Origin of the sequence: Mameliella sp. AT18 (genome assembly GCF_028807275.1) — a bacterium.
GTDB classification, from domain to species: domain Bacteria; phylum Pseudomonadota; class Alphaproteobacteria; order Rhodobacterales; family Rhodobacteraceae; genus Antarctobacter; species Antarctobacter albus.
This window is the reverse complement of record NZ_JARAMO010000214.1, coordinates 1-22,010: the sequence shown is the minus strand read 5'-3', so window position 1 is coordinate 22,010 and position 22,010 is coordinate 1. Positions and strand designations below refer to the sequence as shown.

The 22,010-nt window shown below is 63.8% G+C and carries 24 protein-coding genes; 12 read left to right on the top strand and 12 right to left on the bottom strand.

The window, feature by feature from the left end; translation table 11 throughout:
• Positions 1-174 precede the first annotated feature (174 nt).
• The 11 genes from PVW46_RS18910 (at position 175) to PVW46_RS18860 (ending at position 13,761) form a co-directional block, all read left to right on the top strand.
• Complete coding sequence (locus PVW46_RS18910; RefSeq protein ID WP_069211285.1) at positions 175-1,005, top strand: flagellar motor protein MotB; 831 nt, start codon at positions 175-177, stop codon at positions 1,003-1,005.
• A 95-nt stretch (positions 1,006-1,100) separates the two neighbouring features.
• Positions 1,101-2,405 (top strand): flagellar hook protein FlgE, encoded by a 1,305-nt coding sequence (locus tag PVW46_RS18905; RefSeq protein ID WP_043142880.1) that lies wholly within the window; start codon positions 1,101-1,103, stop codon positions 2,403-2,405.
• Between the two features lie 34 nt (positions 2,406-2,439).
• Positions 2,440-3,888 (top strand): flagellar hook-associated protein FlgK, encoded by a 1,449-nt coding sequence (gene flgK, locus PVW46_RS18900; RefSeq protein WP_069211180.1) that lies wholly within the window; start codon positions 2,440-2,442, stop codon positions 3,886-3,888.
• 12 nt (positions 3,889-3,900) lie between these two features.
• Complete coding sequence (locus PVW46_RS18895) at positions 3,901-4,899, top strand: flagellin (protein WP_043142886.1); 999 nt, start codon at positions 3,901-3,903, stop codon at positions 4,897-4,899.
• Complete coding sequence (locus PVW46_RS18890; protein WP_043142888.1) at positions 4,899-6,005, top strand: flagellar basal body P-ring protein FlgI; 1,107 nt, start codon at positions 4,899-4,901, stop codon at positions 6,003-6,005. The genes PVW46_RS18895 and PVW46_RS18890 overlap by 1 nt, the downstream gene beginning before the upstream one ends.
• A 68-nt stretch (positions 6,006-6,073) precedes the next feature.
• Complete coding sequence (motA, locus tag PVW46_RS18885; RefSeq protein ID WP_043142891.1) at positions 6,074-6,943, top strand: flagellar motor stator protein MotA; 870 nt, start codon at positions 6,074-6,076, stop codon at positions 6,941-6,943.
• A complete protein-coding gene (locus tag PVW46_RS18880) occupies positions 6,940-9,210 on the top strand; it encodes a hypothetical protein (RefSeq protein ID WP_043142895.1) in 2,271 nt (756 codons plus the stop codon). The genes motA and PVW46_RS18880 overlap by 4 nt, the downstream gene beginning before the upstream one ends.
• A gap of 187 nt (positions 9,211-9,397) precedes the next feature.
• A complete protein-coding gene (flhA, locus tag PVW46_RS18875; RefSeq protein WP_043143132.1) occupies positions 9,398-11,473 on the top strand; it encodes a flagellar biosynthesis protein FlhA in 2,076 nt (691 codons plus the stop codon).
• On the top strand, positions 11,470-12,237 hold the full coding sequence (locus tag PVW46_RS18870; protein WP_069211181.1) for a flagellar biosynthetic protein FliR: 768 nt from the start codon (positions 11,470-11,472) through the stop codon (positions 12,235-12,237). Before flhA ends, PVW46_RS18870 begins: the two co-directional genes overlap by 4 nt.
• A gap of 7 nt (positions 12,238-12,244) precedes the next feature.
• Positions 12,245-13,333, top strand: coding sequence for an EscU/YscU/HrcU family type III secretion system export apparatus switch protein (locus PVW46_RS18865; protein ID WP_069211182.1), 1,089 nt, complete (start codon positions 12,245-12,247; stop codon positions 13,331-13,333).
• Positions 13,330-13,761, top strand: a complete 432-nt coding sequence (locus PVW46_RS18860) for a hypothetical protein (RefSeq protein ID WP_069211183.1) — start codon at positions 13,330-13,332, stop codon at positions 13,759-13,761. Before PVW46_RS18865 ends, PVW46_RS18860 begins: the two co-directional genes overlap by 4 nt.
• A gap of 68 nt (positions 13,762-13,829) precedes the next feature.
• On the opposite strand, the gene PVW46_RS18855 is transcribed toward PVW46_RS18860, so the two are convergent.
• Genes PVW46_RS18855 through PVW46_RS18815 form a run of 9 tightly spaced genes read right to left on the bottom strand, consistent with a single transcriptional unit; the run spans position 13,830 to position 18,407 of the window.
• On the bottom strand, positions 13,830-14,354 hold the full coding sequence (locus PVW46_RS18855) for a flagellar basal body-associated FliL family protein (RefSeq protein ID WP_069211184.1): 525 nt from the start codon (positions 14,352-14,354) through the stop codon (positions 13,830-13,832).
• A 9-nt stretch (positions 14,355-14,363) separates the two neighbouring features.
• Positions 14,364-15,092: a flagellar basal body L-ring protein FlgH gene (gene flgH / locus PVW46_RS18850; RefSeq protein ID WP_252979370.1), complete on the bottom strand. Its 729-nt coding sequence runs from the start codon at positions 15,090-15,092 to the stop codon at positions 14,364-14,366.
• Between the two features lie 8 nt (positions 15,093-15,100).
• The gene (gene flgA / locus PVW46_RS18845; RefSeq protein WP_043142912.1) at positions 15,101-15,514 is read right to left on the bottom strand and encodes a flagellar basal body P-ring formation chaperone FlgA; all 414 of its coding nucleotides are present in this window, start codon (positions 15,512-15,514) and stop codon (positions 15,101-15,103) included.
• Positions 15,514-16,299, bottom strand: coding sequence for a flagellar basal-body rod protein FlgG (flgG, locus tag PVW46_RS18840; RefSeq protein ID WP_069211186.1), 786 nt, complete (start codon positions 16,297-16,299; stop codon positions 15,514-15,516). Before flgG ends, flgA begins: the two co-directional genes overlap by 1 nt.
• 10 nt (positions 16,300-16,309) lie before the next feature.
• Entirely contained in the window at positions 16,310-17,023 is a 714-nt protein-coding gene (locus tag PVW46_RS18835) for a flagellar hook-basal body complex protein (protein WP_043142917.1), read from the bottom strand.
• 1 nt (position 17,024) lies between these two features.
• Positions 17,025-17,294 (bottom strand): flagellar biosynthetic protein FliQ, encoded by a 270-nt coding sequence (locus PVW46_RS18830; RefSeq protein WP_069211187.1) that lies wholly within the window; start codon positions 17,292-17,294, stop codon positions 17,025-17,027.
• Positions 17,295-17,298: 4 nt separating this feature from the next.
• Positions 17,299-17,595, bottom strand: a complete 297-nt coding sequence (fliE, locus tag PVW46_RS18825; protein ID WP_043142922.1) for a flagellar hook-basal body complex protein FliE — start codon at positions 17,593-17,595, stop codon at positions 17,299-17,301.
• Positions 17,596-17,627: 32 nt separating this feature from the next.
• Complete coding sequence (gene flgC / locus PVW46_RS18820) at positions 17,628-18,017, bottom strand: flagellar basal body rod protein FlgC (protein WP_043142924.1); 390 nt, start codon at positions 18,015-18,017, stop codon at positions 17,628-17,630.
• Positions 18,018-18,029: 12 nt separating this feature from the next.
• Complete coding sequence (locus PVW46_RS18815; RefSeq protein ID WP_274577140.1) at positions 18,030-18,407, bottom strand: FlgB family protein; 378 nt, start codon at positions 18,405-18,407, stop codon at positions 18,030-18,032.
• Positions 18,408-18,491: 84 nt separating this feature from the next.
• On the opposite strand from PVW46_RS18815, the gene PVW46_RS18810 reads away from it, so the two are divergent.
• Entirely contained in the window at positions 18,492-19,874 is a 1,383-nt protein-coding gene (locus tag PVW46_RS18810) for a FliI/YscN family ATPase (RefSeq protein WP_069211188.1), read from the top strand.
• Positions 19,875-19,905: 31 nt separating this feature from the next.
• On the opposite strand, the gene PVW46_RS18805 is transcribed toward PVW46_RS18810, so the two are convergent.
• The 3 genes from PVW46_RS18805 to flaF are packed head-to-tail and all read right to left on the bottom strand — an operon-like array spanning position 19,906 to position 21,892.
• Positions 19,906-21,117 carry a DUF1217 domain-containing protein gene (locus PVW46_RS18805; RefSeq protein ID WP_069211189.1) on the bottom strand — a complete coding sequence of 404 codons (1,212 nt, stop codon included), beginning with the start codon at positions 21,115-21,117 and terminating at the stop codon, positions 19,906-19,908.
• Positions 21,114-21,518 (bottom strand): flagellar biosynthesis repressor FlbT, encoded by a 405-nt coding sequence (flbT, locus tag PVW46_RS18800; protein ID WP_043142932.1) that lies wholly within the window; start codon positions 21,516-21,518, stop codon positions 21,114-21,116. The genes PVW46_RS18805 and flbT overlap by 4 nt, the downstream gene beginning before the upstream one ends.
• The gene (gene flaF, locus PVW46_RS18795) at positions 21,515-21,892 is read right to left on the bottom strand and encodes a flagellar biosynthesis regulator FlaF (RefSeq protein WP_043142935.1); all 378 of its coding nucleotides are present in this window, start codon (positions 21,890-21,892) and stop codon (positions 21,515-21,517) included. Before flaF ends, flbT begins: the two co-directional genes overlap by 4 nt.
• Between the last annotated feature and the right edge of the window lie 118 nt (positions 21,893-22,010).

Genomic DNA, 22,010 nt, shown 5'->3' with positions numbered 1-22,010 from the left:
CTGTCCATTCGAAGGCGGCGGCCAGGGCCATATTGTGGGAAAATCGGCACGCCCTTGCCGTCTTGTCCACAAGATGTGCGTGCGCTGCGCTTTAACGGTACATTTTGAAACGTTAATCGAGTGGTAAGCCGCCCACCTCTAAACCTGTACCCAGGTGAGAGAAAGGTGGGAATGATGAGTGGCGACAGCAATGTCGCGCCAGTCATCATCAAACGCAAAAAGGTGATTGCGGGCGAAGGGCATCATGGCGGTGCCTGGAAGGTGGCCTATGCCGACTTCGTGACCGCGATGATGGCCTTTTTCATGTTGATGTGGCTGTTGAACGCGACAACGGAAAAACAACGCAAGGGGATCGCGGACTATTTCAGTCCGACGATCGCGGTGGCCCGGGTTTCGGGTGGCGGCAGCGGCGCATTGGGCGGAGAGTCCGTCTTTGCGGAAAACACGCTGCCTAGAGTCGGAACCGGGGCCACGAGCCTGCGACCGCAAGCCGAGAGCAGCCGTGACCCGGGTCTGGACAGCAAGGTGTCCGAAGGACCGGAAACCGCCGAATTCAAGAAGGTCGAAGAGCTGTTGATGGGTCGCGGCGGCGAAAGCATGGTTGCCGACGAGCTGCTGGAACACATCGTCACCGAGGTGACGGACGAAGGCCTGGTGATCGAGTTCTTCGAGACCGCGCAGGCCCGGCTTTTCGATGACGAAGCGCGGCCGACGCAGCTGCTGAAGGATCTGGCGTTGGTCCTGGCCCGGGCATCCGATGTCGTGTCCAACCCGGTTGCGATCGAGACGCATACGACCAGCTACCCGGTTGTCCTGGCCGAGAACCCGGCCTGGCAGATATCGCGCGACCGGGCAGAGGTCTTTCGCGAACTGGTCATCGCGCGCGGTCTGAAGGAAGCGCGGGTACAGCGCCTGACGGCCTATGCGGACCGGGAACCCAGCACCTCCAACCTGCTGGACCCGCGCAACAGCCGGATCGAGGTTGTCTTCCTGCGCAGGAACTGACTCAGTTTTCGTGGGATTTTACCTGTTAGGCCCGCGTTAAACCCACGCCTTTATCTGTTGTCGTGAATTCGGAGCGACAGCAGAAAGGCTAGTCCATGACAATCTCCTCTTCCCTCAATGCAGGTGTTGCGGGTCTCGCGGCCAATGCGACGCGGCTGGGAACCATTTCCGACAACATCGCGAACTCCGCGACCAAGGGGTACAAACGGGTCGAGACGGATTTCTCCTCGATGGTGATCGCGTCGAACGGGTCCGGCTATACCGCCGGCGGCGTGCGCACCACCACCACGCGGATCATCGACCAGAGCGGCGCGTTGGTGGGCACCAGCAACGCAACCGATATCGCCGTGCGCGGCAACGGGTTCATCCCCGTCGCCGAGGCGACGGAATTCGCGGCAACCGGCGATCCGCAGATGTTCCTGACCACCACGGGGTCCTTCCGGGTCGATGCGGATGGCTACCTGCGGACCGAATCCGGCCTGCTGCTGATGGGCTGGCCGGCCAATTCCGATGGGTCGTTGGCCTCCTACGCACGCGACACGGCGGAAAGCCTGGAGCCCGTGCGGATCAACCGCAATCAGGTCACCTCGGAACCGACGACGGCCATCACGCTCGGCGCGAACCTCGCGGCATCGGCGACCGATTTCGATGCAACTGGCGCACCCGAAGTCCTGCCGATCGAATACATCGACAACCTGGGCCGGTCCGAAACCCTGACGGTGACATTCACGCCGACGATCCCTGCCACGGGTTCGTCGAACGAATGGACGATGACCATCGTCGATTCTGCGACCTCGGCGGGCGGTAACCCTGTCGGCGAATATACCGTGACCTTCAACACCGGCGCGGCGGACGGCGGCACGTTGTCCACGGTGACAACCACCACGGGGGGCACCTACAATGCCACCGATGGCACGATCATCGTCACCACCAATGGCGGCCCGGTCGAAATCACCATCGGCGCCCCCGGCACGAGCGGCGGGCTGACCCAGGTCGGCGACAGTTTCAAGGCGCTCAACATCTCCAAGGACGGGTCCGCCGCCGGGTCCATGACCACGGTCGAGATCGACGAGAACGGCTTTGTCCACGCGCTGTTCGATACCGGCGCCTCGCGCGTGATCTACCAGGTGCCCCTGGTCGACGTGCCGAACCCCAACGGGCTGATCTCGATGGACAAGCAGATCTACATGCCCTCGCCGGAAAGCGGCAGTTTCTTCCTCTGGGATGCAGGAGACGGGCCGGTCGGTGACGTCGTGCCCTTCGCGCGTGAGGAAAGCTCGACCGACGTGGCCAATGAACTGACGGCGATGATCCAGACCCAGCGGGCCTATTCGTCGAACGCCAAGGTCATCCAGACCGTCGACGAGATGCTGCAGGAAACCACCAATATCAAGCGCTGACGGTTCATCCGTCAGCTTTTCAGGGGGTCGCTAAATGTCTCTTTCCGGTGCGCTGTACAATGCCTTCAGCGGGCTCAAGGCCAATTCCCGGGCCGCGGGCCTGGTGTCGACGAATATCTCAAACGCCACCACCGAGGGGTACGGCCGGCGGACACTGGGCCTTGCACCCGGCGCCGTCGGCACCACCGGCGGCGTACGTATCACCGGAACGGTGCGTCATTCCGATCCGGTCCTCACCGGGGATCGGATGATGTCGGACGCAACCCTCGCCCATGCGACGGTCGGGTTCGAATTCGCCAGCCGGATCGAGGACCTGGTGGGCGATTCCGGCACGCCGGGATCGCTGACCGGCCGCGTGAACGCCTTCGAGAACGCGTTGCTGACAGCCTCGTCCAACCCGGCCTCGACACAACGGCTGGAACTGGTGGCAAACACGGCGGATTCGCTGGCGCGGGCGCTGAACGGCCTCAGCGATGAGGTCCAGTCCGCCCGGCAGACAGCCGATAACCGGATCGCGGCACAGGTCGAAACCCTGAATTCCGCCCTCTCGCGGCTGGATTCCCTGAACGACAACATTGTCCGGGCCGGCTCGACCGGGACCGACCCGACGAGTTTCTATGACGAACGGCAAAGGGTGCTCGACAGCATCGCCGAAATCGTGCCCTTGCGGGTGGTTGAAAGAGAAAAAGGTGACATCGCGGTCTTTACCCGGGGTGGCGCCGTCCTGCTGGATGGGCGCCCGTTCGAGGTGGGGTTCGAACCGAACCATGCCATCGGCCCGGGCATGACCTTCGCCAATGGCGACCTGTCGGGCCTGACGCTGAACGGCGTTCCCGTCGATACCCAGGGCATGAGCATGTTCGCCGGTGGCAGCCTTGCCGCCCAGTTCGAGATCCGCGACGTGGACGCGGTCGAACGCCAAGCGCAACTGGACGGGATCGCCCGCGACCTGATCGAACGGCTTGGTCCCGGCGGGCCGGACACGACGCTGGCGGCGACCGATCCGGGACTGTTCACCGATGGTGGCAGTGCCTTCGTGGCCGCGGATGAAACCGGTATTGCCGGCCGGATCGAGATCAACGCCCTTGTCGCACCCGACAGCGGTGGGGCATGGCGCCTGCGGGACGGGCTTGGCGCAGCCACGCAGGGCGACGTGGGCGATGCCCGCTTGCTGCAGGGGGTTTCGGAGGCTCTGAGCGCCTCGACTGTCCCGGCCTCCGGCGGTCTGACTGCCATCGCGCGCAGCTTTGCGAACCACATATCGGAATTTGCCTCCTCCGCGGTGGGAGAGCGGGTGCGGGCGGAAAACGCCCAGACATTCGTGTCGATCCAGAACACGGCCCTGTCCGAGATGGAACTGTCCAAGGGTGTGGACACGGACCAGGAACTGCAGCGGTTGATGCAGATCGAACAACACTACTCCGCCAACGCCAAGGTCATGTCGACGGTCGACAGCCTGCTTGAGCGGTTGATGTCCATTTAAGGAGGGCCCGTGATGGAAGTTATCGGGGATATGGCGCGCGCGCTGGTGCTGCGTACCAACCAGGTACGGCTGCGCCAGGAAATGGACCAGCTGGCGGTCGAGGTCGCCACCGGGTTCGTCAAGGACGCGGGACAGCATCTGCACGGCGACCTGACCGGCCTGCAATCCATCGACCGGTCACTGGCGCGGTTGGACACATACAGGGTCAATACGACAGAGGCGACCTTTCTGTCTGGAACGATGCAAACGGCCCTGTCCGAGATTCAGGATCGCAGCGAGACCCTGTCGCAATCGCTGATCGCCGCCGAGCTGACGCCGAACTCGGCCCTGTTGAGCACGATGTCGGACGATGCGGAAAACGCATTGGGACAGGTTCTGAACGGGTTGAACCGCTCGGTTGCCGGGCGGTTCCTGTTTTCCGGAACGGCAACCGACCGCGAGGCGGTGCAAGGCGTCGATGACGTGCTGAACGCTGCGCGCACGGCGCTTTCAGGTCAGACCGACATGGCTGGGATCGAGGCGGCTCTGGACAGTTTCTTTGGCGCTGGCGGCACCTATGAAACCACGGTCTACCAGGGGTCGAACACCGGACTCGCCCCGCTGAAGCTGAGCGAGACGGAAAGTGCGAACCTCGATATCCGGGCCACCGATCCCGTGTTCCGCGAAGTCCTGAAACCGATGATCATGGCGGCCCTGGCCACCGATGGCACGCTGGGCCTGTCACAGGACGTGCAGATCGAGATGCTGACAACCGCCGGACAGGACCTGCTGGCCGCGCAACAGGACGTGGTCGAACTGCGTGCCGGGCTCGGCGCGCTCGAGGCGCGCGTCGAAGAGACCACGGCGCGTAACTCGGCAGAGCATACGGCCACCAATATCGCGCGCCTCGATCTGGTCGGGACTGACCAGTACTACACCGCGTCGCGCTACGAGAACATTCGGACCCAACTGGAAAGCCTTTACACGATCACCGCGCGGTCACAGCGACTGTCGCTTGCGGAGTTCCTCTGATGCTGACACGTTTCTTCACCGCCTTTGTGCTTGCTGTTTCATGTGCCCTTCCGGCGGCGTCCCAATCGGTCCGGATCAAGGACCTGGTCGAGGTCGACGGCGTGCGTTCGAACGATCTGGTCGGTTATGGCCTGGTCGTGGGTCTGAACGGCACCGGCGACGGGCTGCGCAACTCGCCCTTTACCGAAGAGATCATGTCCAACATCCTGGAACGGCTGGGCGTGAACGTGACCGGCGAGCAGTTCCGTCCGCGCAACGTTGCGGCGGTTCTGGTGACGGGCAAGCTGCCGCCTTTCGCGCGGATCGGCAGCCAGATCGACATCACGGTTTCCGCGATTGGCGATGCCAAAAGCCTGTTGGGCGGGACGCTGATCATGACCCCGCTGAACGCGGCGGACGGTCAGATCTATGCCGTGGCCCAGGGCACGATCATCGCCGGCGGTGTCGAGGCCGAGGGCGAGGCGGCCCGCGTTGTGCAGGGCGTGCCGACGGCTGGTGTCATTCCCTCCGGCGCGCGTGTCGAGCGCGAAGTGCCCTTTGATTTCACGCAATTGTCGACACTTCGCCTTGCCCTGCGCGAGCCGGATTTCACCACCGCCGCGCGGATTGAGGACGTGATCAACCGGGCCGTCGGTCGCCGGGCGGCCACCATGCTGGACGCCGGGACGGTCCAGGTCGACCTGCAGCGCAGTGGCGCCCGGTCTCCGGCGCGGGCCGTTGTCGCCATCGAGAACCTCGCGGTCGAGCCACAGCGTCGTGCGCGTGTCGTTGTCGATCAACGTTCGGGCACCATCGTGATGGGTGCGGATGTGCGGATTTCCCGAGTGGCGGTGTCCCAGGGCAACCTGACCCTCCGGATCGAGGAAGCGCCGCTTGCGATCCAGCCCAATCCCTTCAGCGACGGTGATACCGTCGTGGTGCCGCGCACCGGCGCCCTGATCGAGGAAGACCCCGGCATCGGCCTCGCCGAAGTGCCGACCGGGACCAACCTGTCCGAGGTCATTGCCGGCCTCAACGCCCTGGGTGTCAGCCCGCGGGACATGATCGACATCCTGAAAAGCATCAAGGCCGCCGGTGCCTTGCATGCGGATTTCGTGGTGATGTGAAGGGCCGCTGAGGCTTTCTTAACGGCTGGCTGTCAGGTTGGCGGCGGCACAGGAGCGGGAGAGCGCAGATGCTCGGAATCATTGGTATCGTTGTGATCTTTGCGATGGTCTTCGGCGGCTATCTCGCGGCTGGCGGCAAGCTGGCGATCATCCTCAAGGCGCTGCCGTTCGAATTCATGATGATCGGAGGCGCGGCAACCGGTGCCTTCCTGATCAGCAATGACGGGGCGACGGTCAAGCACACGATCAAGGATGTCGCCAAGGTCTTCAAGGGTGCCAAGTGGAAGCCTGACGACTACCGCGATCTTCTGTGCCTGCTGTTCGAGCTGATCCGTCTTGCGCGGCAGAACCCGGTTGCCATCGAGGAACACGTGGAATCGCCCTCGGAGTCGATTATCTTTGCCAAGTATCCCAAGATCCTGGCCGACAGTCACGCGATCGAACTGATCTGCGACACGATGCGGTCGGTCTCGATGAACTACGACGATCCCCACCAGGTCGAAGAGGTGCTGGACAAGCGTCTGGACGCGATGCAGCACCACGCGCTGATGCCCAGCCACGCCCTACAGAGCATGGCTGACGCGCTGCCTGCGCTGGGCATCGTCGCCGCGGTTCTGGGGGTGATCAAGACGATGGCCTCGATCGATCAGCCGCCCGAAGTGCTGGGCAAGCTCATTGGCGGCGCCCTGGTCGGCACCTTCCTGGGCGTGTTCCTGGCCTATGGCCTGGTCGGTCCGTTCGCGGCCAAGGTCAAGACCGTTGCCGAAGAGGACCTGCATTTCTATCACCTGATCCGCGAAGTGCTGGTCGCGAACCTGCATAACCACGCAACCAACATCTGCATCGAGGTCGGGCGCCAGAACACGCCGGATCACTACCGGCCCAGCTTCGAGGATCTCGAGGATGCGCTGAAATCCGTCAAACAGGAGGCGGCATGATCCGTATCGCGCTACAGATCCTTCTTTCGGTTTGGCCCCTGCTTCTGTCAGCACAGACCGTGACAGTGCGCAGCGGCGAACACGGAGAATTCACACGGCTGGTGCTGACGGTGCCTGACGGCACGACATGGGCGCTGTCCCCGGATGCAGAACGCAACCAACTGGGGCTGGAAATCGACGGTGGTCCCTATGAATTCGACACTTCGTCGGTCTTTGACCGGATCGGGACCGGTCGTATCCGTGACCTCGTTGTGGCAGAGGGGGGGCGACGGCTGGACATTGCGCTTGCCTGTCAGTGCGCGGCCGAGGCCTTTGTGCTGCGGAATACCATGTTGGTCGTCGATATCTCCGCTTCCGAGGTGCCGCTTGCACAGGCGGTCCGAACTGGGCCGAAACCTGCGGAGCCTCGGGGCGTTGGACCGTCGCCGGTCGTGCTGGATCTTTCCCGCGTCCGCGTTGCCGATGTTCCCCGGATCGGTCCGGAGCCGGTGCACGATCCTGGTCTTCCCTACCTTGCCCAGCGCCTCGACGTGGACCCAACAACTGCCGGACTTGATCATGCAGCGCGCGATCCATCAGTTGCGCGTGACTTGGGCAACCAGATCGCGGCTGATCTGGCGATTGCGGCCACCCAGGGTTTGCTGGACCCGGCGCTGACAACATCCCCGGCGCCTGCTCCGACACCTGCCGAACCGGCGCCCAAGTCCCCCAGCCTATCGCCCGCGATTGATCCCGGCCAACCGGCGCGCCGGTTGGCTGCCGGCATGTCGGGACTGGATCATATGGACCTTCAGAATGGCCGTATCTCCATCGGTGGCGACACCTGTGTGGCGGCCGGCAGCCTTGCCATCGCGGCCTGGGGAAAGCCCGGTGACGATCCAAACCTCGCGCTGGCCAAACGCCGCAGCGCAGTCTTCGGCGAGTTTGATCGCATCGGGGAAGAGGCCCTGGTGAGCTATGCCAAGGCATTGATTTACTACGGGTTCGGCGCCGAGGCGCGCAGCGTCCTGTCGCTGCAGCCAGAGGTGGACGCGCCTGTCGTGATGGCTCTGTCCCATCTTGTAGATGGCGACGGAGATCCCCTGTCACTTTTCTCCCAGCAGGCGCACTGCGAGGGGCCAGCAGCGCTCTGGTCCGTTCTCGCGCTTGCTCCGCCAAGCGGTTCTCCCCAAATCGCGGGTTCGGCGATTCTCCGCAGCTTCGAGGCATTGCCGAAACACCTCAGGACCCACCTGGGACCGATCCTCGTCGAACATCTTGCCACCGCGGGTTATCCCGATACCGCACGCGATGTCCTGCGTCGGATGCAACGCATGGAGGGACATGAGACGGACAGCATCGCGCTGGGCAAGGCGCAGCTTGCGCTGCGCGATGGCGATCCTGCGGAAGCGGGCAAAAGGTTGCAGGAGCTTTCCATTGCCGGCGGACCCGAGGCTGCAAAGGCCGTGGCCGCGGCGATTGACCTGGCCGAAGCAACGGATGCTCCGGTTCCGACACGGATCGTCGAACTTTCGGATGCTTTCGCCACCGAACTGCGAAACAGTGAGGATGGGCCGAAACTCTGGCAGGCCCATGTGCGTTCGCTACTGATCAACGAGCATTTCGATACCGCGTTCGATGAATTGGACTCGCCGCACGGCATGCCAGAAGAGATTGCCGATACGATGCGGCAGACGGCGATGCGGTTCCTTGTCGACAAGGGTGAGGATGTCACCTTCCTGAAATTCGCGACGCGTGCACTCGCCGACGGGGATGACCCCGGGCAGGACGCCCTGGGGATTGCGATTGCCGAGAGATTTCTCGACCTGGGTCTGGCCGAGTCTGCCCTGCAGCAACTCGATAGCCTGTCAGAGCCGACAAGCGCACCGGAGGCGCGAATCGCCCGAGCCCGTGCCCTATTGGCGCTGGGCCGGCCCGAGGAGGCCGAAATCATCCTGATCGGCCAGCGCGGCGACGAGGTGGGGCGCTTGCGGGCCGAGGCACGCAGCCAGATGGGGGACCATGTCTTTGCAAAATCCATCTTCTCGGATGCGGGCAGGACCAGCGAGGCGGTGACCTCGGCCTGGCTCTCCGGCGATTGGCAGGACGTCGCCGAAAGCGACACCGTTCTGGCACCGGCAGCCGATCTGATGCAGCAGGAGCGACCGGTCTTCGATCCGGCCCAGGTCAGTCTTGCCGGTGTCGACGCTGTCTTTGATGCCAGTACCCGTTCGCGTGAGACCCTGCGCGCCCTTCTCGATGCAACCGCCGTCCCGTCCAACCCGTAAAATTCGTTACGGTTTCTAAATTCTTCTGCCTTAGCCAGTTAGCAGGGCAGACGGATTGGAGAAGCCGGAAGATGGCGCGTTCTTGGAAGCTGGCAGAATACCGAACCGACACGGACGTTGAACGCGGCACCGGCGCAAGGCCGGTGCCTTGCGTTTGTGCCTCGTCGCAACAGGGGGGTCATTGATCATGTCGCTCTCGACCCTGTTCAAACCGACGATCCTCATGGCCGTGGCGCTCATGGCGGTGATCGTCATGATGATCCTGCCGATGCCATCCTGGGTTCTGGACGTGGGCCTGGCGGCCTCGTTCGGGCTGGCGATCCTGATCTTCACGGTCACGCTCTTCATCGAGCGGCCGCTGGATTTCTCCGCCTTTCCAACGATCCTGCTGACCTCGCTGATGCTGCGGCTCTCTCTCAACGTCAGCTCGACCAAGCTGATCATCGGCCAGGGGCATACCGGAACCAACGCGGCGGGTGAGGTGATCGAGGGATTCGCCAACTTCGTCATGGGTGGCAGTGTGTTCCTGGGCCTTGTCGTCTTCGGCGTTCTGATGATCGTTAATTTCGCGGTCATCACCAAGGGGTCGGCCCGGATGGCCGAAGTGTCCGCCCGGTTTGCACTGGACGGCATGCCGGGCAAGCAGCTTGCCATTGACGCTGACATGTCCGCAGGTGCGATCGACCATGCCGAGGCCAAGCGCCGCCGCGAAGTCGAACAGCAGGAAACCACCTTTTTCGGGTCGCTCGACGGTGCGTCGAAATTCGTCAAGGGCGACGCGGTGGCGGGTTTGCTGATTACGCTCCTGAATCTCGTGATGGGGATCATCATGGGCGTCGTCGTGCATGACATGCAGTTGGCCAACGCGCTGGAGACTTATGCCATCCTGACAGTTGGCGACGGTCTGGTGTCGCAGATCCCGGCGGTCATCATCTCGATTGCCGCAGGCCTGCTGCTTGCCCGTGGCGGTGCGACTGGCGCGACCGACGTGGCGCTGGCGGCCCAACTGGGGCGCCATCCGTCCGCCCTTTTGGCGGTTGCGGTGCTCATGGTCCTGTTCGCGCTGGTGCCGGGCCTGCCGTTCGTTCCCTTCATACTCGGCGCGGCTGTTCTCGGGGCGACGGCATGGTGGCTGGCCAAACGCCCGCCGGAACCGGAAAAAACGGATGACGAGGATGAGGAAGACACGGCCATGCCGGTTCAGCACATGGGAGATGTCCTCGACCTCGACGACATCCATGTCGAATTTGCACCGGACCTGGTCAACATGGTGCTGGACCCAGGAACCGGCCTGGACGTCCGCATTGCAAACATGCGCCGGCACATCGCCGCGCATTTCGGGCTGATCCTGCCCGAGATCCGGCTGACCGATGCGGCGTCCCTGCCAACCGGAACCTATGTCGTCCGCATCCACGGGGTCGAGATGACGCGCGGCGAACTAAACCCGGATTTCGTGCTGGCCCTTGTGCCCGAGAACAACGGCGCGCTGCCAAACGGCAAGGATGTGACCGAACCGGTCTACGGGGCGCCGGCGCGCTGGATTCGTCCCGAGGATCAGGACAAGGCGGCCATCACCGGCGCCACGATTGTCGCCCCGACGGAAGTGCTGGCAACGCATCTGCTGGAGGTCATCAGGCGCAACTTCGGTCGGCTGCTGACGCTCAAGGCCCTGCGTCGCCTGCTGGACGAGATGGTATCGCTCAGCAACCAGAGCCGGGCAGAAGCGAACAAGAAATTGCTGGACGAGCTCATCCCCGACAAGGTGCAGATCGACACGCTGTTGCAGGTTTTGCGGCTTTTGCTGGATGAACAGGTGTCGATCCGCAACCTGCCGCTGATCCTGGAAACCATCGCCGAGATGCGCGGCCAGCAAACCCAGCCCGAGGTGGTCTGCGAACACGTGCGCCAGCGGCTGGGGTTCCAACTGGTGGCCGGGATGCGGCGCGACGACGGCACCATCCCGCTGGTGCAACTGGCACCCGAATGGGAAGAGACGTTCATTTCTTACCAGGTGGAAAACAGCCAGGGCGCGCTGGATGTTGCCCTGCCGCCGGAAAAGTTCGAGGCGCTGACCAGCGGCCTGGCCGACACCATCGGCGAGGCCGGGCAGCGTGGGGTGTCGCCCGCGGTCGTGACTTCGGCCCGCCGTCGCCGCTTCTTGCGCACGGTCATGGTGGCCAAAGGGTTGAGCAATCCGGTCATGTCCTACGAGGAAATCGGGCTGGAGGCGCGCCCGGCGCTGGTTGGCGTGGTGGCCGCATGATCGCGGTTCAGCCCCTGCTGGATCTCCTGGGTGGCACGCTCTGGACTGCGCTCGTGGTTTTCCTGCGGGTCGGCGCGGCCCTGGCGGCCCTTCCCGGACTGGGCGAACAGGTGATTTCTGTCCGGGTCCGGCTGATCCTGGCGCTGATGCTGACGGCCGTCGTCGTGCCTGCCGTGGGCCCCGGGCTGGATCTGCCGCCCCCAGGGCTGGGCAGTTTCCTGCGAGCCTTGGCCACCGAAACCTTGTCGGGTCTGTTTCTTGGCATCATGCTGCGCCTGTTCATCCTTGCGATCCAGACTGCCGGGGCCATCGCCGCGCAATCGACGTCACTGTCGCAACTCATGGGGCAGTCCGGCCTCGATCCTCTTCCGGCGATAGGTCATATCCTGACCACCGCAGCCCTGGCGCTGATGATGGCGACCGGGTTTCACGTCAAGGCTGCCGCTTTCCTGGTGCTGTCCTACGACCTATTGCCGGTGATGCAGTTTCCCAACCCGGCCGACGTCGCCGAGGCGGGCCGCCACCGGGTCGGGCAGAGCTTCGCGCTGGCCTTCAGCCTGGCGGCGCCCTTTGTCCTGATGTCGGTGATCTACAACCTGACGCTGGGCGTCATCAACAAGGCCATGCCACAGCTCATGGTGGCGTTTGTCGGCGCCCCGGTCATCACATTTGGCGCCATCGCCTTGCTGCTGGTTTCGGCGCCACTGCTGCTTTCGGTCTGGTTGCAGGCCTTCGAGGCCTTCCTGGCCGCACCTTTCCGGTAGGCGCGCGATGGCAGAGCAGGACGAATCCTCTGAAAAGAGCCACGAACCATCCCAGCGCAAGCTCGACGAGGCGCGCAAGAAAGGCGAAATCGCCCGCGCCCCGGACCTGCTCACCGCGATGGCCTACCTGGGGATGCTGATCTGCATGACCGCGGCGGGTGGGTACAGCCTGGCCAGTTTCGCCGAGGCGCTCCTGCCGCTCATCGAACAGCCCGACCGCCTTGAAGCCCTGTTCTTCCGCGATGGTGCACCGTCGATCGCCGGCTCCCTGATCTCGGAGAGCCTTGGCCCGGCGTTGCCCTTTCTCTTTGCGCCGGGGGTCCTGGTCCTGCTGGCGCTCTTTGCCACGCGCGGCATCGTCTTTACCGGCTCGAAACTTGCGCCCAAGATCTCTCGCATCAATCCGATCGAGAATGCCAAGAACAAGTTCGGGCGCCGGGGGCTGTTCGAGTTCTTCAAGAGTTTCGTCAAGCTGAGCGTCTATTCCGTCCTGCTTGCGGTCTTTCTTGGCGGTCAGCTGGACCTGATCGTCGGCACGGCGATGGCCACCCCCGGTGAGGCGGTGCTGCGCATGACCGACCTGATGAAACATTTTCTGCTGATTGTCGTTCTGATCGCCGCCGTGATCGGCGGGATCGACCTGTTCTGGCAGCGGGCGGAGCACATCCGCAAGAACCGCATGACCCAGAAAGAGCTTCGCGATGAGATGAAGGACTCCGAGGGTGATCCGCATCTCAAGCAACACCGCCGGATGCGCGCGCAGGAGATGGCGCTAAGCCAGATGATGGGCGATGTGCCGACGGCGGATGTGGTGATCGTCAACCCGACCCATTATGCCGTCGCCCTCAGTTGGAGCCGTCTGCCCGGCTCTGCCCCGGTCTGCGTTGCCAAGGGCACCGACGAGGTGGCGGCGCGCATTCGCGAAACCGCGAAAGAGGCGGGTGTCCCGATCCATTCGGATCCGCCCACCGCCCGCGCGCTATTTGCCACGACCAAGATCGGCGAGGAAATCGCGCCGGATCACTACCGCCCGGTCGCCGCGGCCATCCGCTTTGCGGACAGCATGCGGCGCAAAGCAAAGGAGAAAGGCTGGTGACCAGCAAATTCGACGACTTGATCGCTGCAACGGATCTCTTGCTGGAACGCGAGCTGGAGGCGCATCGTCGGAACATGTCCGAAAGCGCCCGGGTTGCTGGGGAACTGGCCCAGATCGACGCCATGCGCCGTGCCGCCCAGGCCGACCAGGGGGCCGTGGGCGCGCGCCAGTTGCTGGGGGCGGATACGCTCTGGCAGGGGTGGCTGGTGGGCAAGCGGGCCGAGGCCCTGCGCCAGAGCGCGATTGCCCGCGCCCGCGAGGGCGAAAGCCTTGCCCGCGCCCGCACGGCCTTTTCCCGTGCGCAGGCGGCAGAGGCGCTTGCCCGCGACGAAAAGGAAGCCCGAAAAAGACGTAGGCTCAAGGCTGAGGCCGAGGCTATCGATGCCCTGGGTGTGCTGCGCGAGGCAAAGGCGCGCGGTCTGGACTGACCGGAGGCACGACAAGACCCGCCCGGTTCCGGGCAGGTCTTCGGCGAGCAGGGAAACTGTGCCTGGTGTCAGGCGGCGTCCTGGCGGGCGATCTCGGTGATCAGCACGTCTTTTACGTCGGTCCCCAGAACCGAACGCGCCGCGTCCAGAAGGGCGGACCGGAGGATATCCATGCGCTCCCCGGCGGTGAAGGCTCCCTCGAACCCGCCGATATTGGCATGGTCGAACATCACTTGCAGAAAGACGTCGCGCAGCTTGGGTTCCCTTTCGTAGACCGCCTGCGATCCGCCGCTCGAGACCTCGATGCTCAAAGAGGCGACGACCAGCGCCTCGACGCGCTCGGTGCTCATGATCGGGATGACGAACTGGTTGTTCATCTTGACGTATTCGTTGCCGCTACCACCGTGGCCATCGTCCTTGTGACTGTCCGCTGGCGGGGGATCTGCATGGTCCTTGTCGGCATGTTCGTCGTCATGGGCATCCGCGGCGACGTGTTTTGGATCCTCGTCCGAGGGCGCCAGGAACAGCCCCGCGCCCACGCCGGCGCCGGTTCCCACCAGCGCCAGGATCAGGGGAAAGAACTTCTTGAGCATGAACCGGCCTCAGAAGGGCAGGATCGCATCCAGCACCTGCTGGCCGATCCTGGGTTGTTGCACGTCGGTGATCTGCCCACGCCCACCATAGGAAATTCGGGCCGAGGCGATCTTGTCGTAGGTGATCTCGTTCTGGCGCGAGATGTCCTCGGGGCGGACGTAGCCCGTCACCAGCAGCTCGCGCAGTTCGAAATTCACCCGCACCTCCTGGCTGCCTTCGATGGCCAGCACGCCGTTCGGCAGGACGTCGATCACGGTGGCGGCCACGCGCAGGGTCAGGCTCTCGCTGCGGCGCACCGATCCATCGCCGCTGGCATCGCTGGAGGACTTGATCGACACTGCGTCGTCCAGGCTGGCCCCGTCGGTGATGCCCTGGTTGATCCGTTGCGGCACCCCGAAGAGATGCGGAATGCCAAGGCTTTCCGAGCCCGAGCGCGACCGCGAGGTCTTGTTCTTGATCTCTGCCTTTTCGTCGATCTCGATCACCACGGTCATGATATCGCCGCGTTTCATTGCGCGCCGGTCGCCCAGCAAAGAGGTCTGACCCCCGCTCCACAGAGAGGCACGGTCGGCGCCAAGGCGGGGCGCGCCGTCCTGCGGCAGGCCGGAGGCAATCATTGCCACCCGTTCCGGGCTGCTCTTGTCCGGGGTGAAATCGGGGGCCTTGCCGATGTGGTTCACCCGCGCGCAGGCGCCAAGGGTCAGGGCCAGCCCGATCAGGCCGATGTATCGCAGCATGTCTGTCCTCATTTGTTCACCAGGATGGAACCATCGGGCGCGATGGTGCCGAAAAGCGTGGTGCGGGAATCCACGTTCATCACGCGAATCCGCTCGCCTGCCGCGCCGCGGCCGAGAGCGCGGCCCTCGGCCCTGATCCGCAACCCGCCCTGGGCATAGACCAGTTCAACCGCCTGGTTGCGGTCGACAAGGGCCGGCTGTCCGACCGCGCCGCGCATGACGGCGCGACCGGGATAGATGGCGGTCCGGGCCTCTTGCCCGACAACCGCGTCGAGCGTCGCATAGGCGCCCTGGACCTCGGCCGGGTCCAGCCGCACCGCGTCGGCGGTTATGATCTGTTGCGGGCGGATCGTCTGGGTGGCGACCACCGTGTCTGCGGCCGCCGCTCCGGGCACAAGCGCAAGGAGGACCAGCCAGCGCATCAGCGCACCTGCGCCGTGGCGCCCATCATCTGGTCGGCGGCCGAGATCACCTTGGAGTTGAGCTCGTAGCCGCGCTGGGCCTCGATCAGGTCGGTAATCTCCTTCACGGCATCGACGGAACTGTCCTCAAGGTATCCTTGCCTCACCGTACCAAGGCCGTCCTGGCCCGGCGTCGACTGGATCGCGGGCCCCGAGGCCTCTGTCTCGACAAAGAGGTTCGAACCGATCGCCTCCAGTCCCTTGGGGTTGGAAAAGCCGGCCATCGTGAACTGGCCCAGCAACTGGCCCTCGGGCTGGTCGGGGAAATAGGCGTAGACCTCGCCGTCGGCGTTGACCGAGATGCTGCGTGCATCCGCCGGGATCACGATCTCGGGCGAGACGGGATAACCTTCGGAGGTGACGATCAGCCCCTCGCCGCTGCGTTTCAGACCGCCGTCCCGGGTATAGCCCAGCTGGCCGGAGGGCAGGACCACCTCGAGGTAGCCGTTGCCCTCGATGGCCAGGTCCAGATCGCCACCGGTGGCCGACAGCGCCCCTTGTTGAAGCTGCATCGAGACGGCGGCGGGCCGGACGCCAAGGCCCAGCTGGATGCCGGTGGGCAGCACGGTGCCGTCCGAGGCACTGACAGATCCCGCGCGGGCAAGCTGTTGATAGTGCAGGTCCGCGAACTCGGCCCGGCGGGCGTTGTAGCCCGTGGTGCTCATGTTCGAGAGGTTGTTCGAGATGACCTCGACCCGCATCTGCTGGGCGGTCATGCCTGTGGCGGCGATCTTGAGGGCGCGCATGTGACGGCTCCTATTTGATGACGTTTTTCAGGACGCTGCGGATGCGCTCATCTTCGCGTTCCATAAAGCTCTGGCCCAACTCGTAGGCGCGCTGCACCTCGACCATGCGGGCCACCTGCAGGATCGGATCCACGTTCGATGCCTCGACGAATCCCTGCATGACGCGGGGCGCCTCGACCGGTTCGAAACCGTCATCGCTGCGGAACATCTGTCCGCCCTCGCGGATCATCGACTTGGGGTCCAATGGTTGCACGACACCGACCTGCCCGATCGGGCGGCCTTCGGTGCTGATTGTCCCGTCACGGGCAATAGACAGGTCGATGGCCTGCGGTGGAACAAAGATCGGCGCCCCGCCCGCGTCGAGCACGGGATAGCCATCCGGCGTTACCAGCGTACCTTCGGCGCTGGGCGAAAAGGCCCCGGCACGCGTCAGCCGGGGACCATCGGGCGAGTCCACCAGGAAGAACCCGTCCCCCTCGATGGCCATGTCGTACATGCCGCCGGTCTGTTCCAGCGTGCCCTGTTTGAGCGACGTGGTGCCGATCCGGCCGGCGCCCATCGCGACGGCGGCCATGCCGTCGCCTTCGGCCACGTATTCGGAAAAGATCACGCCTTCCTGCCGGTATCCGGTGGTGTTGGCGTTGGCGATATTGTTGGCGATGACCTGCATTTCGCGCATCAGGCTTGTCTGGCGCGACAGGGCGGCGTAGCCGGCGGTTTCCATGTCAGCCTCCGGTGATGAGGGGAATGATCTGCCCCTGGAAGAATTCCACGAGCGTTCGGGTCATGAAGCTCATCGACATCCAGAAGACGGCGACGATGGCCAGGAGCTTTGGCACGAAGGTCAGCGTCATTTCCTGAATCGAGGTGAGCGCCTGGAAGAGGCCCACGCCGACCCCGGCAACCAGGGCCGCCGTCAGGATCGGGACCGAGGTGATCGTGGCGATCCACAGGCCCATGCGCAGGGTGTCGAAGAAGATGACCTCTGTCAGCATGGCGTCAGACCGGCATCCGCAGGATTTCCTGGTAGGCCTCGACCACCTTGTTGCGCACCGCGACGACGGTTTCGACCGCCAGTTCCGACTGGGCCAGTGCCTCGACCAGGGCATGCGGGTCCGCATCGCTGGTCATCGCGGCCTTGGCGGTATCCTCGGCGGCCTTGAGCTGTTGGGTGAATTCCTCCGTGACCCGGGCAAACTCCTTTTCCACGGGCGCTTGCGCGGTCTCCGGTTCGGGTTGCATGGCGGGACGGGAGGCCGCGTATTTCTGTGCGGCATAAAGCGAACGGACGTCCATTCTGGATTCCTTTCAGGTTTTAATTCAGGGGATTAGCGACGCAAAAGATCCATCAGGCTGGTCGACATCTGGCGCGTCTGGTCGAACATCTTGAGGTTGGCTTCGTAAGAGCGCTGCGCCTCACGCGCGTCGGCGATCTCGATGATCAGGTCGACGTTGGAGCCGAGGTAGTTGCCCGTCGCATCGGCCAGCGGGTGCGAGGGATCGTGGATCACCTCCAGTTCACTGCGGTCCAGCCGCACATCGCCGGGTTTGACGCCGGTGACATCTGAACGGGTCGGCTCCATCTCGAATGACACGGTCTTGCGCCGGTATCCGGGCGTGTCGACGTTGGCAATGTTCTCGGACAGGATCCGCAGGCGTGCGGCCTGGGCCTGAAGGCCGGTGGTGGTAACCTTCAGGGCGTTTGAAAAATCGCTCATCTCTCTCTCCGGTTATCCGCGGCCCAGGCTGGCGCGGAGGATGCTGAGGTTGCTGCGGTAGATGGCCAGGGCGCGGTCATGCTGCCGTTTCGCGCCGGCGGCGTTCACCATTTCCTCTTCCAGGGAAACGGAGTTGCCGTTCGGATCCAGCATGTCGCGCCGTTCCCGAATATCGACATCGCGGCCGATACTGCCGTTGAGGTGCTTTTCCCGCGTGGCGCGCTGGCCCATCATCGAGTCACGCAGGGTGTCCTGGAACTCGGGCAGAGCGCGGGCCCGGTAACCGGGTGTATCCGCATTCGCGATATTCTGGGCGCTGTAGGCCTGTTGCGTGCCGGCGTGACGCGCCATGGCCATCGCCGTTCTGAAGACGTCCAAATTCTGGAACATCGGGGCTTCTCCCTCGATTGCTTCAATCAAGGCTTAACGCTGATTCCTTTAGATATGGTTTGCGAGGAATGAACGGAGCGTACGATGGACGAAGACATCAGCGGCCTCAGGGCCAGGATCGCGCAGATGCAGCCGGTGCGCGCGGTCGGCCGTGTGCAATCGGTGGATGGTACGATCATCTGGGTGCGCGGCCTGGCCGAGGATGCCTGTATCGGCGACCGGCTGCGGCTGATGCACCCCGGGAACGTGCTGGGCGGAGAGGTCCTGCGCATTCGCGATGATCTCGTGGCGATGTTGCCGGACGAGGCGGCGGAGGGCGTGTCGCGCGGCGACCGGGTTGCCGTACTTGGTCCGCCGACACTCGCGCCCTGCGATAGCTGGATCGGCCGGGTGATCGACGCCTATGGCCGCCCGCTGGATGGTGCGCCCATTGGCCCGGGCGCCCAGCGTCGTCCGTTCCGGGCCAGCCCGCCACCGGCGGCGGCGCGGCGGCGCCTGGGTGAGAGGTTGCGGACCGGCCTGTCCGTTTTCGATACCCTTCTGCCCATCGTGACCGGCCAGCGCGTTGGTCTCTTCGCCGGCTCTGGGGTGGGCAAATCCAGTCTGCTGGCGCAGCTGGCACAGGGGATGGAAGCGGATGTCGTCGTTCTAGCCCTTGTCGGTGAACGCGGGCGTGAGGTCCTGGATTTCGTGACTTCCGTACTGGGGCCGGAGGGCATGGCGCGCAGCGTCGTGGTTGCCGCGACCTCCGATCGTTCGCCGCTGGAGCGGCGGCGCTGTCCTCTGGCGGCCATGACCATCGCCGAGCATTTTCGCGACCAGGGCAAACACGTGCTCTACCTTGCCGATTCGATTACACGTTTTGCAGAGGCGCACCGCGAAGTGGCGATTGCTTCTGGCGAGCTTCCGGCCCTGCGCGGGCATCCGCCCTCGGTGGCCCATCAGATCATGCGCCTGGCGGAACGGGCCGGGCCCGGGTTGCAGGGCATGGGCGACATCACGGCGGTGTTCAGCGTCCTCGTGGCGGGGTCGGACATGGATGAACCGGTGGCGGATATCCTGCGCGGGGTGCTGGATGGGCACGTTGTCCTGGACCGGCAAATCGCCGAACGGGGCCGCTTTCCGGCGATTGATCTTTTGCGGTCCGTTTCGCGCAGCCTGCCCGAGGCGGCAAACGACCATGAAAACGCACTTATCCAAAGAGTTCGGGGCCTGTTGGGCGCCTACGCGAAATCAGAAACGATGGTGCGGGCAGGTTTGTACCGGGAAGGTGAGGATCCGCTGCTGGATCAGGCGATGAAGGTCTGGGCGGACCTGGACGGTTTCCTGGCCGAGAAATCGCCGGACGGGCCGGAAGGTGCGTTTCAAAAATTGGAACTGATTCTGCGTCGCGCTCAGGCCGGCGTACCGCAGGGTCGCCCGGCGCCGGGGCGTGGCGGACAGATGCCCGCGGCGCGCAAGATGTGAGACATTGGCGCGGCGTTCATGGCCGCGCTTTTCAACCGAAGAGGGATTGGCGCGGAATGGACGAAAGCAACGTCAGTGCAATCTGGTTCGATCCGGCATTTGCTGTCTGGTTTATCTGGTTCTGCAGCAGGTAGGTGTTGATGACTCGGTTCATGATGTCCGGTTCAGCCAGTTCCGAGAAGGTTTTGACGCCATAACGGCTGCTGACCTTGTCCTTCAGCACCTCGACCTGCTTGTCGACGTCGATCTGACTGAAACCCGAGGGCAGGCCCAGCGCCGCCTGGAAGACGTTGCGTAGCGAAGTTGTTCCAAGGACCGAGAACCACTTGGTGTTGTCCGAGGATTCGCGCCCTGCCAATTCAGGGATGGCACGTTCGAAATTCAGCGCTGTGCGCAGGCTTTCATCCACGTCGCCAACCGCGACTTCGAATTCGTGGAGATAAAAGTCGGACACGATTTCATCCGCGAACCCATCTCTTTGGGTTGCGGAGACCGGGTCACGGTCAAATTCAAAGGCTTTGGCCAGTTCGACATAGCGGCTGTCGCCCAGGACATTGGCCATGTCACGCGCATCGTCGGCGCCCTGTTCCAGCACCCTTTGCATCAGCTTTGGGCTGCCGGCCTTTTCGCCGAGATCGAAAGCGACCAAGGCATAGGTAAACAGGCGCGGGTTCTTGATCATCCCCTCAGCCGAGGTGACAGCGCCGATGTTGTCGCGAAAGAACTGGGTTTCGGTTTCGATGTTCAGAAGGACCTGCTGCCGCACCGATTCGCCGTAGGGCGTGTCCGTGTCGCCGGTTTCGGCCAACCCGGCCTCCATGTTGGCCAGCACGGTTTCGCGGTAGCGATCCGCGATCGGGTCGGCAAAACCCGGTTCCCGGGTCTTGGGTTCGAGAACCTTTTCGAAGCTGAACGCATTGGCCAGGGCGACGAAACGACCATCCGACAGGCGGTTGGCGAGAGCATCGTCATTCTCCGTTCCCTCTTCCAGAACCTTCTGGATCAGGAACTTGCTGTCGATCTTGTCTTCAAGCCCGAAGGCCGACAGAGCGACGCGCATGATCCGGCGATCGGATACAAATTCCTCCGCGCTCGTAATTTCGCCGATACGGGACGCGAAATACTCGGCATCGCGTGCAAGCGTCGGCGACTTGTCGAAATTCGCACGTTGAGTCTCTTGCGTGGCCTTCAGGAACTGCCAGGCGGTAAGACCGGAGCCGACGACAATGGGTTGAAAGCTCATTGGGACCTCGTGGCCAGCAACCTGTCCTCGCGTGGGATCAATGCTCGAAGCGCCTTGAGGCACTGGTAGAACTGTTCACCCAACAGGGCCTCGGTCGCTTGGCCCAGCAGGCGGCGGCTATCCGGATCGGTGAGGATCTGGCTCAGCTCCTCGATCCGCGGAAGGAGTTTCAGACGCGCCTCCTCGGCGTCGGCATCCCCGGTCAGGATCAACTGTGCATGGTAGCAAAGCCTGCGAACGGGCGTCTTCGCCTCTTCTGGATGGATCGCGTCGCGCAGGCGAAGTACATTGGCGTTCGGTGTCACGATTGACAGGCGGCTGCGGCGATCACCGTTCTCGATGACGGCGCCATTGATCAGCACGCGCTCTCGCGGGCCGAGTTTGAGGACAAGTCCACTCATTTCCGTGTGCTCCTGCCGCTCAATCCTTTGAGGATCGCGGCGTTGATTTCCAGAAGCGGTCTGACGCGCGCTTTCTTCGTCAGCACCTGTGCGGTGTGCTGTTGCACGAACTCCGCCAGGTAGAAGATCCGCGCCCGCAGTTCGGCCGGCAGGCCATTGTCGCTGTCGGCGACATCGACGGCCAGGGCGGTCCAAAGACGTTGGTTGTCGGAAAGTGCCTCGACCAACCGTGGATAGGCACGCGGACCAGCCTCCGCGGCGGCCTTGATGCGATGCGTGACCTTTGCGATCAGCTCGTATTCGGTGCCGCGGGGGGTCTGGGTCGAGCGGGCGTTTTGGGCATAGGCCCGTTGCGCGAGAGAATGGGCGTTCACTTCAGAACCTTCTGGTTATGAGGATCAAGGGGGATGACCCGAAGGGCCGGTTGCCCGGCCCCCCGGAGTGTCTTGGGTTAGCGGAACAACGACAGCAGCGACTGCGGCGCCTGGTTGG

What these genes read in the sequence shown, in the direction of transcription:
- flbT (WP_043142932.1), bottom strand. Translation starts at nt 21,518, where the DNA reads ATGAGTGGACTTGTCCTCAAACTCGGCCCGCGAGAGCGCGTGCTGATC.
- flgK (WP_069211180.1), top strand. Translation starts at nt 2,440, where the DNA reads ATGTCTCTTTCCGGTGCGCTGTACAATGCCTTCAGCGGGCTCAAGGCC.
- PVW46_RS18835 (WP_043142917.1), bottom strand. Translation starts at nt 17,023, where the DNA reads ATGGAAACCGCCGGCTACGCCGCCCTGTCGCGCCAGACAAGCCTGATG.
- PVW46_RS18810 (WP_069211188.1), top strand. Translation starts at nt 18,492, where the DNA reads ATGGACGAAGACATCAGCGGCCTCAGGGCCAGGATCGCGCAGATGCAG.
- PVW46_RS18815 (WP_274577140.1), bottom strand. Translation starts at nt 18,407, where the DNA reads ATGTTCCAGAATTTGGACGTCTTCAGAACGGCGATGGCCATGGCGCGT.
- fliE (WP_043142922.1), bottom strand. Translation starts at nt 17,595, where the DNA reads ATGGACGTCCGTTCGCTTTATGCCGCACAGAAATACGCGGCCTCCCGT.
- PVW46_RS18895 (WP_043142886.1), top strand. Translation starts at nt 3,901, where the DNA reads ATGGAAGTTATCGGGGATATGGCGCGCGCGCTGGTGCTGCGTACCAAC.
- flgA (WP_043142912.1), bottom strand. Translation starts at nt 15,514, where the DNA reads ATGCGCTGGCTGGTCCTCCTTGCGCTTGTGCCCGGAGCGGCGGCCGCA.
- PVW46_RS18855 (WP_069211184.1), bottom strand. Translation starts at nt 14,354, where the DNA reads ATGCTCAAGAAGTTCTTTCCCCTGATCCTGGCGCTGGTGGGAACCGGC.
- flhA (WP_043143132.1), top strand. Translation starts at nt 9,398, where the DNA reads ATGTCGCTCTCGACCCTGTTCAAACCGACGATCCTCATGGCCGTGGCG.
- PVW46_RS18870 (WP_069211181.1), top strand. Translation starts at nt 11,470, where the DNA reads ATGATCGCGGTTCAGCCCCTGCTGGATCTCCTGGGTGGCACGCTCTGG.
- motA (WP_043142891.1), top strand. Translation starts at nt 6,074, where the DNA reads ATGCTCGGAATCATTGGTATCGTTGTGATCTTTGCGATGGTCTTCGGC.
- PVW46_RS18830 (WP_069211187.1), bottom strand. Translation starts at nt 17,294, where the DNA reads ATGCTGACAGAGGTCATCTTCTTCGACACCCTGCGCATGGGCCTGTGG.
- PVW46_RS18865 (WP_069211182.1), top strand. Translation starts at nt 12,245, where the DNA reads ATGGCAGAGCAGGACGAATCCTCTGAAAAGAGCCACGAACCATCCCAG.
- PVW46_RS18805 (WP_069211189.1), bottom strand. Translation starts at nt 21,117, where the DNA reads ATGAGCTTTCAACCCATTGTCGTCGGCTCCGGTCTTACCGCCTGGCAG.
- flgG (WP_069211186.1), bottom strand. Translation starts at nt 16,299, where the DNA reads ATGCGCGCCCTCAAGATCGCCGCCACAGGCATGACCGCCCAGCAGATG.
- PVW46_RS18910 (WP_069211285.1), top strand. Translation starts at nt 175, where the DNA reads ATGAGTGGCGACAGCAATGTCGCGCCAGTCATCATCAAACGCAAAAAG.
- PVW46_RS18890 (WP_043142888.1), top strand. Translation starts at nt 4,899, where the DNA reads ATGCTGACACGTTTCTTCACCGCCTTTGTGCTTGCTGTTTCATGTGCC.
- PVW46_RS18880 (WP_043142895.1), top strand. Translation starts at nt 6,940, where the DNA reads ATGATCCGTATCGCGCTACAGATCCTTCTTTCGGTTTGGCCCCTGCTT.
- PVW46_RS18905 (WP_043142880.1), top strand. Translation starts at nt 1,101, where the DNA reads ATGACAATCTCCTCTTCCCTCAATGCAGGTGTTGCGGGTCTCGCGGCC.
- flgC (WP_043142924.1), bottom strand. Translation starts at nt 18,017, where the DNA reads ATGAGCGATTTTTCAAACGCCCTGAAGGTTACCACCACCGGCCTTCAG.
- flgH (WP_252979370.1), bottom strand. Translation starts at nt 15,092, where the DNA reads ATGCTGCGATACATCGGCCTGATCGGGCTGGCCCTGACCCTTGGCGCC.